General features: G+C 33.5%; 10 protein-coding genes. 7 read left to right on the plus strand and 3 right to left on the minus strand.

The window, feature by feature from the left end:
- The first annotated feature begins 48 nt into the window (after positions 1-48).
- Entirely contained in the window at positions 49-2,157 is a 2,109-nt protein-coding gene (gene recG / locus C8C83_RS23275; RefSeq protein ID WP_121330925.1) for an ATP-dependent DNA helicase RecG, read from the plus strand.
- Positions 2,158-2,682: 525 nt separating this feature from the next.
- Here recG and C8C83_RS23280 read toward each other — a convergent pair.
- The 3 genes from C8C83_RS23280 to C8C83_RS23290 all read right to left on the minus strand — a co-directional run bounded on the left by C8C83_RS23280 (position 2,683) and on the right by C8C83_RS23290 (position 4,971).
- A complete protein-coding gene (locus tag C8C83_RS23280) occupies positions 2,683-3,285 on the minus strand; it encodes a PAS domain-containing protein (RefSeq protein ID WP_121330926.1) in 603 nt (200 codons plus the stop codon).
- A gap of 206 nt (positions 3,286-3,491) precedes the next feature.
- A complete protein-coding gene (locus tag C8C83_RS23285; RefSeq protein WP_121330927.1) occupies positions 3,492-4,346 on the minus strand; it encodes a hypothetical protein in 855 nt (284 codons plus the stop codon).
- A 28-nt stretch (positions 4,347-4,374) separates the two neighbouring features.
- A complete protein-coding gene (locus tag C8C83_RS23290; RefSeq protein WP_121330928.1) occupies positions 4,375-4,971 on the minus strand; it encodes an AhpC/TSA family protein in 597 nt (198 codons plus the stop codon).
- A 550-nt stretch (positions 4,972-5,521) separates the two neighbouring features.
- On the opposite strand from C8C83_RS23290, the gene C8C83_RS23295 reads away from it, so the two are divergent.
- The 6 genes from C8C83_RS23295 (at position 5,522) to C8C83_RS23320 (ending at position 15,237) form a co-directional block, all read left to right on the plus strand.
- Positions 5,522-6,583 (plus strand): efflux RND transporter periplasmic adaptor subunit, encoded by a 1,062-nt coding sequence (locus C8C83_RS23295; protein WP_121330929.1) that lies wholly within the window; start codon positions 5,522-5,524, stop codon positions 6,581-6,583.
- Positions 6,584-6,687: 104 nt separating this feature from the next.
- Positions 6,688-9,786 (plus strand): efflux RND transporter permease subunit, encoded by a 3,099-nt coding sequence (locus C8C83_RS23300; RefSeq protein ID WP_121330930.1) that lies wholly within the window; start codon positions 6,688-6,690, stop codon positions 9,784-9,786.
- Positions 9,787-9,865: 79 nt separating this feature from the next.
- On the plus strand, positions 9,866-11,176 hold the full coding sequence (locus C8C83_RS23305; RefSeq protein ID WP_121330931.1) for a TolC family protein: 1,311 nt from the start codon (positions 9,866-9,868) through the stop codon (positions 11,174-11,176).
- 28 nt (positions 11,177-11,204) lie between these two features.
- Positions 11,205-12,068: a bestrophin family ion channel gene (locus tag C8C83_RS23310; protein ID WP_121330932.1), complete on the plus strand. Its 864-nt coding sequence runs from the start codon at positions 11,205-11,207 to the stop codon at positions 12,066-12,068.
- A 60-nt stretch (positions 12,069-12,128) separates the two neighbouring features.
- Positions 12,129-14,315 (plus strand): gliding motility-associated C-terminal domain-containing protein, encoded by a 2,187-nt coding sequence (locus C8C83_RS23315; protein ID WP_121330933.1) that lies wholly within the window; start codon positions 12,129-12,131, stop codon positions 14,313-14,315.
- Complete coding sequence (locus tag C8C83_RS23320; RefSeq protein WP_121330934.1) at positions 14,308-15,237, plus strand: type IX secretion system membrane protein PorP/SprF; 930 nt, start codon at positions 14,308-14,310, stop codon at positions 15,235-15,237. Before C8C83_RS23315 ends, C8C83_RS23320 begins: the two co-directional genes overlap by 8 nt.
- The last annotated feature ends 162 nt before the right edge of the window (positions 15,238-15,399 follow it).

Genomic DNA, 15,399 nt, shown 5'->3' on the forward strand with positions numbered 1-15,399 from the left:
GCTTGTTACTATAATCTAAAGTCTAAAATCAAAAATCTAAAATAATTAATGTCCTATAATCTCCTTGAAACTCAAATCGAATACTTAAAAGGTGTTGGTCCAAGTCGTGGTCAATTGCTTCGTAAGGAATTGGGGATTCATAAATATGGGGATTTAGTTAATTTTTTTCCGAATAGATATATTGACAGAACTCGTTATTATAAGATAAACGAACTTCAAAATACGGGTTCAGAAGTTCAGATTATTGGGAAAATCATCAACATAAAAACGGTTGAATTTGCCAAAAACAAAAAACGTCTTGTAGCTACTTTCGTGGATGATACGGGACAAATGGACTTAAACTGGTTTCAGGGACATAAATGGGTTCGTGAAAGTTTAAAGCTGAATGAAGTGTGTGTGATTTTTGGAAAATGTTCCCTTTACGGAAGTCAGTTTAGTATGGCGCATCCGGAAATTGAGTTGTTTAGCGAGCATGAAAAAAGTCTTCGTTCTGCCATGCAGCCTGTTTATCCTTCGACCGAAACTCTAGCAAACAGAGGAATTTCAAATCGAACGATTAACAAGATAATGGAGCAATTGTTTATTGAAACTCAAGCTTTATTCACAGAAACATTTCCACCTTATTTGATCGCTGAGCTAAATTTAATGTCCAAAAGAGCGGCATTATTCAACATACATTTTCCTAAAAGCACTGAGATTTTAGCAAAAGCCCAATTCCGACTTAAATTTGAAGAATTGTTCTTTATTCAGTTGCAATTAATTACCAAAAATCTGATCAGGAAACATAAAATAAAAGGGCATCCATTTTCAAAAGTGGGTGAATTTTTCGGTGAGTTTTATCAGAATCATTTGCCTTTTGAGCTTACAAATGCACAAAAGAGAGTTATCAAAGAAATCCGTTCAGATATGGGCAGTAATGCTCAAATGAACCGTTTATTGCAAGGTGATGTTGGTTCAGGAAAAACTATTGTGGCTTTTATGAGTATGCTTCTGGCAATGGATAATGGTTTTCAGGCTTGTTTAATGGCGCCGACAGAAATTCTCGCTAATCAACATTTTATTGGTTTGTCAGAATTAGCAGAAACCTTAAATATAAATATCAAAATACTTACGGGTTCAACTAAAACTTCGGCTCGAAAAATCATTCACGAAGAACTTGAAAACGGAACTTTAAATATCTTAATTGGAACGCACGCTTTACTCGAAGACAAAGTAAAGTTCCTTAATCTGGGCTTGGCGGTAATCGATGAGCAACATAGATTTGGCGTAGAACAACGTTCTAAATTATGGAAGAAAAACGAGATTCCTCCACACGTTTTGGTGATGACCGCCACCCCTATTCCGCGAACTTTGGCAATGAGTTTATACGGTGACCTGGATATTTCGGTAATTGATGAATTGCCACCTGGTCGAAAACCTATTCAAACTGTGCATCGTTTTGACAGTAATCGTTTGAAGGTTTGGAAATTTCTAAGAGATGAAATCGCTCTTGGAAGACAAATTTATATCGTTTATCCGTTGATTCAGGAATCAGAAAAAATGGATTACAAGGATTTAATGGACGGTTACGAAAGTATTTCTCGTGATTTTCCGTTGCCTCAATATTCGATTTCAATCTTACACGGAAAAATGAAACCCGCTGATAAAGATGCCGAAATGAAACGCTTTTCTGAAGGCAAAACCAATATAATGGTCGCAACAACTGTAATCGAAGTTGGTGTAAATGTGCCAAATGCGAGTGTAATGATTATCGAAAGTGCGGAACGTTTTGGATTGTCTCAGCTTCACCAATTACGAGGTCGTGTTGGTCGTGGCGCTGAACAGAGTTATTGTATCTTAATGACAAGCCACAAATTAAGTGCCGACAGCAAAACCCGAATGGAAACGATGGTTCAGACGAATGATGGTTTCGAAATTGCCGAAGTTGACCTAAAACTTCGTGGTCCCGGAGATTTAATGGGAACGCAACAAAGTGGTGTTTTAAACCTTCAAATTGCAGATATTGTCCGTGATCGTGATATCCTGAGTCTTGCCCGAAATTATGCCATGAAAATTCTTAAAGAAGATGGTCCGCTGCAAAAACCGGAACACGCGGTTTTGAAAGCTGTATTTCTTGAGCTGACTAAAAAGAAAAGTATCTGGAATTATATTAGTTAATTCTTCTTAAGGTTCTGAGGGACTGAGGTTCTAAGGTACTAAGTTTTTTTTCAATATTGTCATTTCGAAGAACGAGACCCGAGCGATAGCGAACAGACGGAGTAAATCTTCGCTAGAAACTCGACAAAGATTGGTGACAATATAGAACGCGGATGACGCGGATTCGCTTTGCGAAAACACAGATTAAAACGGATTTTCATCAGCTTAATATTTTCATTTTGAACGAGAAATGACAAACTATACGAAAATATTTTTATGAAAATAATTGACCTAGCCCCGATAGAAGTGGAAATCCTTTTGTGGCGGTCCCGATAGCTATCGGGAGCCATAAAAGATTGAAACGGATAGCGGGATTAGCTCCTAAAAAAATATACTTCACTGTGTCATACCCAAACTTATGTTTAGGATTCGAATATTCAATTACCATTTCTAAGGGTGATTCAGATTTGTTGGGGGTCAAATTTTAAATTTTGAATATTCTGTCTGATGCAATGAAGCATATTGTTAGAGTTAGTTGTTGTATTATTATTTTTTGGGAGGTGCTTTCTTTTCAAATAAACCATTGAACAAACCTTTACTTACTTTGTTTTTATCATCTTTTTTTGTTGCGATAAGATGATCTATATATTCCATATAAGTTTTCTTGCGTTCTTCGAGAAAACCCACAAGGTATTCTTCAGAAGCGTGAAGTCCACTTACTTCTTCAATATGCAGAAGTTTTTTGTACAAAGGCTCTATAAACTTTACGATAATATCCTCAGGAACTGATTTTCTGGTTCCAAAGTATCCAACGATTTCTCCATCAGCATCAGCTATGATTTTAAAATCGGTGACAACCCAATAAAACCTTCCGGTTTTGGACATATTCTTGATAATCACATGAATATTTTGGCTTGACTTAATACTATCCCACAAGAATTTAAAAATAACTTTTGGCATATCAGGATGACGTATAATATTATGAGGTTGTCCAACAAGCTCAAACTCATCATATCCTGATACATCTATAAAATCTTCATTGGCGTATAGAATCGTCCCTTTTGTATCTGTTTTACTGAGTAATACTTTACTCTTATTCCAATCAACTTCGCGATCTGATGGAGTTGGACGGTTAGTTCTGGTATCCATAATTTTTGTCTTTAAAATTAATATACAGTTCGATTTCTGCGTATAAAATTCAATTCTTTTAAAGCGTTATTTTAATTAAGCTCTAGTTCTAAAATCATTAATATGCTTTTGCAATCAGCACATTGGACTGGTCGATTAAAAATCATACTGACAAATAAAATAAAATAGATTTAATAGTTGATTTGGAAGTTGGTTTCTATTAAATTTTATCCCCTGCTGTTTGTTGACTTAACATGAATATCGTTTACTAAATCGTCAATTTTTTTAGCACTTTCACGCATCATTTCTAAGTAACTAAGCAGTTTATCATTGTCAGTATGTCCTTTTGAAACATCGATAAGTTTTAAAACCGAATTTACAGGTAGTTTTAAATCTAAAGTTGTTCTGTGAATAAAATCATTATAGTCTTTTGTAGCACTTTGAGAGCTATATTTTGCAGATGCCAATTTGATGTTCTCTAATTCATATTCATCAGAAATTTTAGAAATATGATTTTGGCTGTGTTTCTTAAAATAATACGCCCAATATCCATTCATAAAAAATACAACTGCTGCTAAAACTACGTGAATTACAAAAGTTTCAAGATCGAAATTAACCTGCGAAAAATACAATTGTAAACCTTTTGGATCACTGAAAACAAAATTTTGCATATAAGCCAAAGCTCCGTGATGCAATACCACCAATAATGTAAGCGGAATTTGAAGCTTCCAATTCTGATAAATAATTAAGATTGTACTTGCAATGAAAACCGTAAAATGCATCTCAAACAATCCGTGCATTTGATAGATATACTGCGCCATAAATATTGCTAAAACCACAGACAATACATATTGGTAAAAAGTAGATCTTTTGACAAAAAACTTTGCCGAATAATACAGTAATAAATTCAAAGTACCAACGCCTACTCCTATTTCAAAAGTATCGTATTTAAAGGCTAAGGCTATTCCAAAAAGGAAATAAGCGGCAAGAACATAGTTGATAATTGTATCTGATTTTTGTGTCATTGTAGACGTAAAATTGTACAGATAATCTTGTTCATTCAAACTGGCTTTTGTTTTCATAAATTAAATAATTAGGTTAAGGATAGATTTATTTAGTGCATTTTGGTAACGAACATCCATAAGCTCTAAGAGCTAAAGCATCAAATGAAGGGGAATGATTTTGTTTCAGCAAAGCCTCAATTGCCTGTTGGGCATAATTGCTGTCGGCATTGGTGCAATACCTTGTTTTATTATAATTTCCGCGGTAATATAAATTTTGAGAATCATCGAGAAGAACTGCTTGAGGAGTCGAAAAAACGCCACAACTCTTTGCCATTCCTTCATCAAAATAAACGGGAATATTAGCGTCAAATTTTTTCTGGATTTCTTCGATTGTAAAACTCTTCTGCTTGTTGAGAACCACAATTTTAAAGTTGATACGATCTCCGTATTTCTTAATCAATCCGCTTACATGAGGTATATTAAAGCGGGAACATGGGCAGTCAGGATTAAAGAAATGAATAAAAACCGGTCTGTGATCTGTTGTGCAGCATTTTAGATCAATTTTACTTCCCATGGCTATCTCATGATAATCACGAGGAATTGGCGTTGGTAAACTATATTTAAATTCGTTTTGCCAAAACAAGAAAGAAATTGCAACAAGTAATAATGAAAACCATAAGACTAAAAGTATTTTTTTCTTCATAAATTGATTATTTTCTTAGTGAGGGAATAAAAAAAGATAAACACTTGTTAACGCAATTACTTGCAAAATTAAGAGTTTTGATTAAAAAAGGGCGCCAATTCTCATGTCTGAACAATTTATGAATTAAAAATATAGGTTTTTTTGTATCAAAAATTATATTTTGTTTAACCTTATCAATGTTACAAATAAAATCGATAAAGTGCAACATAAATAAGATAAAATACTTTAAATAGTAATATTGAAAGATTTTTCTGTAATTATAAATAGGTAATTATACTCAAATAAAAAGTAAAAACTTACAAAACAAGAGAAAAACAGAAAAAAATGACGTTTTTTTTACTATTTTTAAATCCAAAAAAAGAGCTGCAAAAAAACTTTTTTTTTAGCAACATTAAACCATTGTTAATTACAATAGTCTAACGGATGTATTAATTAAAAAACTTGTACATACAAGTGTTAAATAAAAGCTAAGCGCTTTTGTTTTCAGTACAAAAAGTTAAATTTGTAAGCTTACTAAAAACACAGACCAAAACACATTCACCCTAATTTTATGAAAGTAAAAAACCTGATTTACGCCCTTCTAATTATCGTTTTAGGAGGTTTTATTGCCTACAGAGTGGTATCTAACAAAAGTAAAAACGACGAATCTAAAAAATTTGGTGATAAAGATACTCCAACAACTGTAACGGGAATTGTAGTAAACACTTCTACTTTTGATAATAATCTATCATTATCAGGATCAATTGAAGCAAATGAACAAATTGAAATCCGCAGTGAAGTTTCAGGAATTGTTGAAGGTATTTACTTTAATGAAGGTAGTTATGTAAACAAAGGTCAGGTACTTTTTAAAGTAAATGATATCGAACTAAAAGCCCAATTAAGACAAGCGGTTACCAAAGAAGGTTTGGCTGCTGAGAATGAAAGAAGAGCTAAATTACTACTTCAAAAAGAAGCGATAAGTCAGGAAGAATTTGATGTTGCAAAAGCAGATCTCGCATCCTCTCAGGCGCAAAGCCAATTGATAAGAGCTCAAATCGCTAAAACTTCTGTTAAGGCTCCGTTTTCAGGAAAAATTGGTTTGCGTTCAATCTCACCGGGAACTTATATTACTCCAACTATTTTGGTCGCAAAATTAGTTAATACAGGAAAATTGAAGATTACATTTTCTATTCCTGAAAAATATGCATCACAAGTAAAATCAGGATCAACAATAGATTTTTCGGTTTCCGGATCTGATAAAGTTTATTCGGCAAAAATTTATGCAATCGAGCCGGAAGTAGCCGTTGCAACACGTACTTTGCAAGTTCGCGCTATTGCTGATAATATCGACGGAAAACTTTTCCCCGGAACATTTGCCGATGTAAAATTACCGTTAAACATTATAAAAGATGCGATCGTAGTTCCTTCTGAAGCTATTGTACCAATACAAGATGGTAAAAAAGTATTTATCGCTAATATGGGCAAAGCCAAAGAAATTAAGGTTGACGCAACGACAAGAACAGATGCTTCTATTTTGATTTTGTCAGGATTAAAAGCGGGAGACACATTAATTACTAGTGGCGTTATGTCATTAAAAGATGAAGCCCCAATAAAAGTTGTAGTAAAAAAATAGTTTTTTTTGAGTTATGAGTTTTGAATTATGAATTTAGAAAATCTATTTTCTTTATTCTATAATCTAAATATCTGCACTCAAAAATCTAAAATCTAAAATCTCACATGAGTTTATCAACCACAAGTATAAGAAGACCCGTTTTAACGATTGTACTGAATCTTTTAATTATTTTATTCGGTTTCATTGGTTATACGTTTTTGGGTGTTCGTGAATTTCCTTCTATTGATCCGGCACAGGTTTCTATCAGAACCAATTATACGGGAGCCAATTCTGATATTATCGAATCACAAATTACAGAACCTCTTGAAAAAGCTGTAAATGCCATTGACGGAATTCGAAATATTACATCATCAAGCAATCAGGGAAGCAGTAATATCACTATTGAGTTTAACTTAGATAAAAACCTTGAAGAAGCCGCAAATGACGTTCGTGACAAGGTTTCGCAAGCTGTTAGGAGTTTACCGCAGGATATAGACGCTCCGCCGGTAGTTTCTAAAGCCGATGCTGATAGTGAATCTATTATTTCGATGACAGTTCAGAGTGATACTAGAAGCTCTTTAGAGTTAAGTGATTATGCTGAAAATGTTATTTCGCAACGTCTGGAAACGATTCCGGGAGTGAGCGGTGTTCAAATTTGGGGACAAAAACGTTACGCTATGCGTTTGTGGATTGATCCCGTAAAATTAAATGCCTACAATTGTACGGTTTCTGACGTTAGAGATGCCTTGAACGCGCAAAACGTAGAATTGCCATCGGGAAAATTAACTGGTAACAATACCGAATTGACCGTAAAAACAATTGGAAATCTTTCTAAACCCGAAGAATTCAATAATATTATCATTCGTACCGATGGAGATAAAATTGTTCGTTTGAGCGATGTTGGTGGCGCTGAATTAGGTCCTGAAAACATTGAAACTTCGTTAACATCATCAGGACTTCCAATGATTGGTTTGGCTATCGTGCCAATGCCCGGAGCCAATTACCTCGATATTTCAAAAGAGTTTTATAAAAAATATGACGCTTTAAAGAAAGATCTTCCAAAGGATATCAAACTAAATATTGCACTTGACAATACACTTTTCGTAAAAAAATCAGTACTTGAAGTAGCAGAAACGTTAGGAATTTCGATTATTCTGGTAATCATTATTATTTATTTGTTTTTTAGAGATTGGGCAATTGCATTCAGACCTTTAATTGATATTCCGGTTTCGTTAATTGCTACGTTTTTTATCATGTGGCTTTTCGGGTTCTCAATCAACGTATTGACCTTATTGGCAATTGTTTTAGCGACAGGTTTGGTTGTCGATGACGGAATTGTAGTTACCGAAAATATCTTTAAGAAAGTTGAAGAAGGAATGTCGCCAATCGAAGCGGCAATCAAAGGATCTAATGAAATTTTCTATGCCGTAATTTCGATTTCTGTTACACTTGCAGCAGTATTTTTACCGGTAATTTTCTTAGAAGGTTTCGTAGGCCGACTCTTTCGGGAATTTGGTGTTGTAATTGGTGCTGCGGTATTAATTTCCGCCTTTGTTTCCTTGACTTTAACGCCAATGTTGAATGCTTATTTAATGAAAGGCGGAGAACAAAAAAAGTCGAAATTCTACGTTAAAACAGAGCCTTTTTTCGAAAGTTTAAATAGTGGTTATGCTGATGCTTTAGAGCGTTTCATGGCCAAAAAATGGATTAGTTTCCCGATCTTGATAGCGTGTTTTGGATTGATTTACTTATTCTTTACTATCCTTCCAAAAGAAACTGCACCATACGATGACCGTAGTTCTGTAACGATGCGTATGACAACTCCTGAGGGATCTTCTTATGAATATACCAATCGTTTTATGCAGGAAATGTCAAAATTGGTTGATGATTCTATTCCGGAGAAAAAAGTAAGTTTAGTAATTACAGCCGGAGGTTCCGGAGGTTCTGCGACCAATTCAGGTTTTATCAGACTTTCATTGAAAGAACCCGATGAAAGAAAACGATCTCAAAAAGATATTGCTGATAAATTAACCAAATGGACCAAAAAATATCCAAATGCTAAAACTTCTGTAATTCAGCAACCTACAATTGCTGTAAACAGACGTGGAGGTTTACCGATTCAGTATATTATTCAGGCTCCGACTTTTGAAAAACTAAGAGAAAAGATTCCGGTTTTCATGAATGAAGTTGGTAAAAGTGAAGTTTTCTCAACCACAGATGTCAACCTTAAATTTAATAAGCCTGAAATCAACGTAAGTATTGACCGTGCAAAAGCCGAGAGTTTAGGAATATCAATTATGGATATTGCCCAAACTTTACAACTTTCTTTAAGCGGACAACGTTTTGGTTATTTTATTAAAAACGGAAAACAATATCAGGTAATTGGTCAGTTTGATCAAAAAGACCGATCTAAACCATTGGATTTAACCTCTATGTTTGTTAGAAACAAATCAGGTCAGTTGATTCAGATGGATAATGTGGTAAAAGTGGAAGAACAAAGTAATCCGCCGCAATTGTATCACAATAACCGATATATGTCTGCAACAGTTTCGGCAGGTTTAGCTCCGGGGAAAAGTATTAGTGATGGTATTGAAGAAATGGACCGAATTAAAACTAAAGTTTTAGATCAAAGTTTCACAACCGATTTAAGTGGAGAATCACGAGATTTTGTCGAAAGTAGCTCTAATACTTCTTTTGCATTTGGACTGGCTTTATTATTGATCTTTTTGATTCTTGCAGCACAATTTGAGAGTTTTATAGACCCGCTTATTATCATATTAACTGTACCAATGGCGGTTGCGGGAGCATTATTCTCCTTATGGTTATTCAATCAAACCTGGAATATTTTTAGTCAGATTGGTACTGTAATGCTTATTGGTCTGGTTACCAAAAATGGTATTTTGATCGTCGAATTTGCGAATCAGTTACGAGAACAGGGAAAACCAAAATTAGAAGCAATTCTGGAAGCATCAGAAGCACGTTTACGTCCAATTTTGATGACGAGTTTGGCAATTGCTTTAGGAGCTTTACCAATTGCAATGTCACTTGGAGCAGCATCTACAAGTAGAATTGGAATGGGAGTTGTAATCGTTGGAGGAACTATTTTCTCATTAGCATTAACCCTATTTGTAATTCCTGCTATTTATTTGATGTGGTCTAAAGCCAGAAAACATTATCCGGAATTTGATCATATTGAAGAATATGAAAGAGATAGCAAAGTATAGATTCTAATTTTTTTGAAATAAAATAAAAGCTTTGAATTTTAAGTTAGTAAACTGAAATTCAAAGCTAATCCTTCATAATATGAAAACTAAGATAGTATTAAAAAGTCTCGTTTTATTTTTGTTTTGTATAGCAAAAAGTAATGCGCAAGAAGTTCTAACGATCGAAGATGCTATGAAAATAGCTCTGGAAAATAATTTTGAAATTAAGATTGCTAAGAACAACACAAAAATTAGTGAGACAAATGTAACGGTTGGAAATGCTGGAATGCTGCCACAAGCCACTGCTTCTATCACGGACAATAACAGCGTTACAAACTCCTCTCAAACACGTCAGGATGGAACTTCTACACAATTAAACAATGCCAAAAATAATAACCTAAATTATGGTGTAAGTTTAGGTTGGACTGTATTTGATGGTATGAAAATGTTTGCCAAATTAGATCAATTAAAAGAGTTGCAAAAATTAGGCGATTCTGAATTGAAAAGAACGATTCTTGTAAAAATTGGTCAGGTAAATTCGGCTTATTATGACTTAGTTCAGCAACAGCATCAATTATCTGCATTAGATACTACAATCGTAATTTCTAAGCAAAGATTGACATTGGCACAAAACCGTTTCAGTATTGGAAAAGCTTCAAAATTAGAGGTTTTAAATGCTCAGGTAGATTTAAATTCCGATCAGGTTGCTTTCTTGAGACAAAAGGAATCGTATGCAAATGCAAAGATTTTATTGAATCAGTATTTAGCTCGTGATCCAAAAATAAATTTTACCGTAACTGATTTGGTTAAAGTAGATGACAAATTAGTTTTGGCAGATTTAATGGATTTGGCGCAGAAACAAAACCCTGGTTTAGAATCTCAAATCATCAACAAACGAATTGCCGAATTAGAACTTAAACAAATAAAAGCAGATCGTTATCCTGTTGTAAATCTGACATCTGGCTATAATTTTACAGAAAGTCAGTCTAGTTTAGGTTTTACAAGTTCAGCTTCTTCAAAAGGTTTTAATTATGGTTTTAATGCGACTTTAAACATTTTTGACGGTTTTAACCAACACCGAAATGAAAAAGTAGCAAAACTGCAAATTGAGAACTCTCAGATCGCAATCGAACAACAAAACATGATTTTGAATACACAATTAAGTACTGCTTTTCAAACCTATTTAACCAATCTTGAATTGATTGGTTTAGAAGAAGATAACGAAGCAATAGCAAAACAAAACCTTGATATTACGCTGGATAAATTTAGAATTGGAACCATTACAACACTTGATTTTAGAACAGCTCAGCTTAATTATGTTAACGCAAAAGTACGTTACAGCAACGCTCAATATGAAGCAAAATTATCTGAAATTGCTTTGAAAGAATTAGCTGGAAATATTAATTTTTAAAGTATTTTTGTTTTCAAAACAAACTTAAATGATCTCGTACAATACCAAAGAGTGGTTTACTTTTATATTCCATTTTCATAAATCAGATACTGTTAGAAAGTTGTTTCCGATAATGATTGCTATCGGATTTTACTCTGCACTTATCGGATATCTTGAAGTTTCCTATTTCAAAGTTGGTAAAAATGATTACATCCATAATATTCCAATAATGCATGGAATGTTAGGATTTGTAATTTCATTATTGCTTGTTTTTAGAACCAATACCGCTTATGATCGTTGGTGGGAAGGCCGTAAATTATGGGGCAGTCTTGTAAACAATAGTCGCAATCTGGCGATTAAACTTTCAGCAATTCTAAAGGATGAAAATGATCGCAAATTCTTTAGAAAGTTCATTCCTGCTTACGCTTCAATTTTGCACAAACATCTTCATGATGAAGATACTGGTAAACAGCTTTTTGATGATGTAGATTTAGAAATTGATCATCATAAACATAAGCCAAATCAGATCAAGAGAATGATGTATCATAAAATCAATGATTTATATGATTCAAAAAAAATCAGCGGAGAACAACTTATAATATTAAATGACGAATTACAAGCTTTTACAGATATCTGTGGCGCTTGTGAGCGAATAAAAAACACACCTATTCCCTACTCTTACAGTGCTTTTATAAAAAAATTCATTTTCTTTTATACCATGACATTGCCTTTTGGTTATTCTGTTAGTTTAGGATATCTTGTTGCTCCGGTGGTTGTTTTTATCTTTTATGTTTTAGCCAGTTTAGAGCTAATTGCCGAAGAAATTGAAGATCCGTTTGGTAATGATGAGAACGACTTACCAACGAAGAAGATTGCAGAAAACATCAAAAAACACATCGAAGAACTGATTTAATTAAAAATAATTCTTAATTATATCCATATATTTTCTAATTTTTATAAATTAGTAAGATATATGATAAACAAATACCTCTTTTTACTATTTATTCTATTTGCAAATTTAGGATTCAGTCAGTCTGAATGCTATAATTCAGATTTTTCAGAAGGAACTTTCTCTGGTTGGGAAGGTTATACAGGTACATACAATCGCCCTAAAAAAGATAAAGGTTTTAAAGAAACCAGACAAACAATCATCACTGAATCCACATTAGATCCAAGGACTGGTAATATGCTGGCTACACTACCGCCCGGAGAAAAATTTGCGGCTAAACTAGGAAATGAAAGCGCGGGCGCTGAGACGGAAGTGCTAATTTATTCCATGAATGTTACACCGGAAAACAGCATTTTTTTATACAAATACGCTGTTGTCGTTGAAGACCCCGATCATACTCCAAAAGAACAGCCTCAATTTAGTGTTACAATTACAGATGTAAATGGCCAAACTATTGATCCTTTATGTGGCGATTATAATGTCTATGCTGGTCAGCCTGATCAAAATTTTAATACTTATGAATACATAGATCTTAAAACGCACCGCACAAGGATTGTAAAATGGACCGACTGGAAAACAGTTGGCGTGAACTTATCTGCTTATATTGGAACGACTGTAAAGATCGAATTCACTACAAAAGATTGTGCTTTAAAAGAGCACTTTGGTTATGCTTATATTTCAGCGAAGTGTAATAAATTAAAAGCCGATTTAAAAGTATGTTCAAATACTCCAACCTTTGATTTAATTGCTCCATTTGGATTCAACAAATATCTTTGGACTTATTTAGGAAAACCAGTTGGTACAAATTCATCAACTACATCTTTGCCCGTTGCAGATTATCCTAAAGGCGCAATTTTTGAATGTACAATGACAGCTTATAGTAATTCTAATCTTTGTGAATCAAAAATTGAGATCATTCTAACAAAACCAACAAAAATTACTCCTCTATTTGAAGCAATAACATCTTGTAATACATCTCAAACTACGTTTAATCCAATAGTTTTTGAAAATCAGTCTATTACAACCGAAACAAATGTAAAATGGAATTGGGATTTTGGTGATGGATCAACTTCAATTGAAAAGTCTCCTAAACACGTTTATACAAATTCCGGACGATATATTGTAAATCTTACAGCAACAAGTGAAAGCGGATGTACCTTTAATTCTAGCGAACCCATTTCGATCAATAATAATCCTATTTTAGAACCTATTTTAAATCCGGACCAAAATTTCTGCAATCAAAATGCAACAATTGGCAGTATAAATGTTGGTAGCCAAAATCTAAAATGGTATAGTTCTTTAACATCAACAGAAGAATTAGCACTCTCAACCGCTTTGGTAGACAAAACAATATATTATGCTGCTGTATACGATAATGGATGCACAGGTAAACGAATCGGTTTTACTGCTTCAGTATCAAATTTTTCTCCTCCAACTGGCGATGCAATTCAATATTTCTGTACAATTAACAAACCGACAATTATCGATCTAGACGCAAAAGGCGATGGAATAAAATGGTTTAAAAACCCAACAGATAAGAACGCTTTAATTACATCAACAGCATTAACCAATGCTACTTATTATGCAGCACAAACGGATTTAAAGACGGGATGCGAAAGTAAAGAGCGTCTGAAAGTTACTGTCGTTCTTGAAGATCCCGAAAATATTTTACCCGCAAGTTATACTAAGCAATTATGTTTAGACGACGAATTGCTCATAAGTTCTTTAAAAGATAATAATACTGAAATGATTTTTTATAGTTCAGAAAATGCTACCATTCCTCTTTCAGAAAATACTCCTGTTAAAAATGGTTCTACCTATTATGCTTCTATATCTGATTCTAAAACCAATTGTGAAAGCGCAAAAAGAGCTGCTATTTTAGTTTCTGTAGTTCCATGTCAATTAGTTGTTTTTAATTCAATTACAATTGACGGAAATGATTTAAACGATCACTTTGTTGTAAAAAATATAGAATTCTTTCCTGAGAATACAGTCGAAATTTATAATCGTTTTGGTCAGTTAGTTTATCACACCGCAAAATATGGCGTAAATGAGAATTATTTTTATGGTGAAGCAAACGCCGGAGAAGTATTTCAAAAAAGCAAAAAACTACCAACCGGTTCTTATTTTTATGTAATAAATTTTAAAAAGAACATTTCATCAGAAAATAATTTGCAAAAAGGTTTTCTATATATCAGCAACAATGAATAGTAAATCAAAAAAAATAATAGTTTCTGCCGGAATCTTCCTTTTATCATTAATAGCAAGATCACAAAACGATTCTAAATTATCCATATTCAACTATAATCCTTTGATTTATAATCCAGCTTTTGCAGGTGCAGCTGACGGATTAAATGTAGCGGGAATTTATTCCAGTCAATGGTATGGATTTGATGGCGCTCCAAAAACACAATACTTATCTGTAGATACAAAATTACCATATAATAAAATTGGTCTTGGACTAAGTTTGTATCATGACGCTATTGGTCCGGCAAGAGAATATAATATCGAAGGAAATTTTGCTTATTACATTGATGTAAACGACAAATACAAACTTGCGTTGGGACTAAAAAGCGGATTGCATTCTTATAAAGTCGACATCAATCAGCTAGATGTTTACCAGCCTGGCGAACACGTTTTTAATTCAAATTTCGAGAACAATTTATCATTTATATTAGGATTGGGGCTGAACTTGTATTCTGACAAATTCTTTATCGGACTTTCAACTCCGAATCTATTGGTTTCAAAATATTACAATGCCAATAATTCCAGTACTCTTTCGAAAAGTAAAAACAATTATTACCTTAATACCGGATATAAATTTGAGCTGCAACGAGATGTTACGTTAACTCCTGCAGCTTTGGTCAGAGTTACAGAAGGCGCTCCAATTAGTGTTCTGACTTCTCTAAACCTCAATTGGTACGAAAAATATATTGCCAGTTTAAATTTTGACTACAATTCAAGTGTTGGACTTCTTTTTGGAGTTCGTTTATTTGATAATTTCAAAGTGGGTTATGCTTACGATCAATCCATAACCAAGTTCAGCCGTTACAACAATGGTACACATACCTTTTTGCTGACCTATACTTTATTAAATGAAAATAGCGAAAAATGCAGCTGCAAGATTTATTAACTTCATAAAAAAGTTTTAATGACGCCATTTTATCTCATTTTAAACATTTATAAATTAGCTGAAGCTTTTCTTCTTGTTTGTTTTTTTTTAGCCAAAAAATCATATTAATCCATACTAGTTTCATTTAATGCCTAATTCATAAAATAATGATTCTAAAATGAA

Source organism: Flavobacterium sp. 90 (genome assembly GCF_004339525.1).
Lineage (GTDB): Bacteria > Bacteroidota > Bacteroidia > Flavobacteriales > Flavobacteriaceae > Flavobacterium.

Bases quoted from the DNA above. Each gene is read 5' to 3' on its own strand.
- C8C83_RS23300 (WP_121330930.1), top strand. From the start codon at position 6,688: ATGAGTTTATCAACCACAAGTATAAGAAGACCCGTTTTAACGATTGTA.
- C8C83_RS23280 (WP_121330926.1), bottom strand. From the start codon at position 3,285: ATGGATACCAGAACTAACCGTCCAACTCCATCAGATCGCGAAGTTGAT.
- C8C83_RS23285 (WP_121330927.1), bottom strand. From the start codon at position 4,346: ATGAAAACAAAAGCCAGTTTGAATGAACAAGATTATCTGTACAATTTT.
- recG (WP_121330925.1), top strand. From the start codon at position 49: ATGTCCTATAATCTCCTTGAAACTCAAATCGAATACTTAAAAGGTGTT.
- C8C83_RS23305 (WP_121330931.1), top strand. From the start codon at position 9,866: ATGAAAACTAAGATAGTATTAAAAAGTCTCGTTTTATTTTTGTTTTGT.
- C8C83_RS23320 (WP_121330934.1), top strand. From the start codon at position 14,308: ATGAATAGTAAATCAAAAAAAATAATAGTTTCTGCCGGAATCTTCCTT.
- C8C83_RS23310 (WP_121330932.1), top strand. From the start codon at position 11,205: ATGATCTCGTACAATACCAAAGAGTGGTTTACTTTTATATTCCATTTT.
- C8C83_RS23295 (WP_121330929.1), top strand. From the start codon at position 5,522: ATGAAAGTAAAAAACCTGATTTACGCCCTTCTAATTATCGTTTTAGGA.
- C8C83_RS23290 (WP_121330928.1), bottom strand. From the start codon at position 4,971: ATGAAGAAAAAAATACTTTTAGTCTTATGGTTTTCATTATTACTTGTT.
- C8C83_RS23315 (WP_121330933.1), top strand. From the start codon at position 12,129: ATGATAAACAAATACCTCTTTTTACTATTTATTCTATTTGCAAATTTA.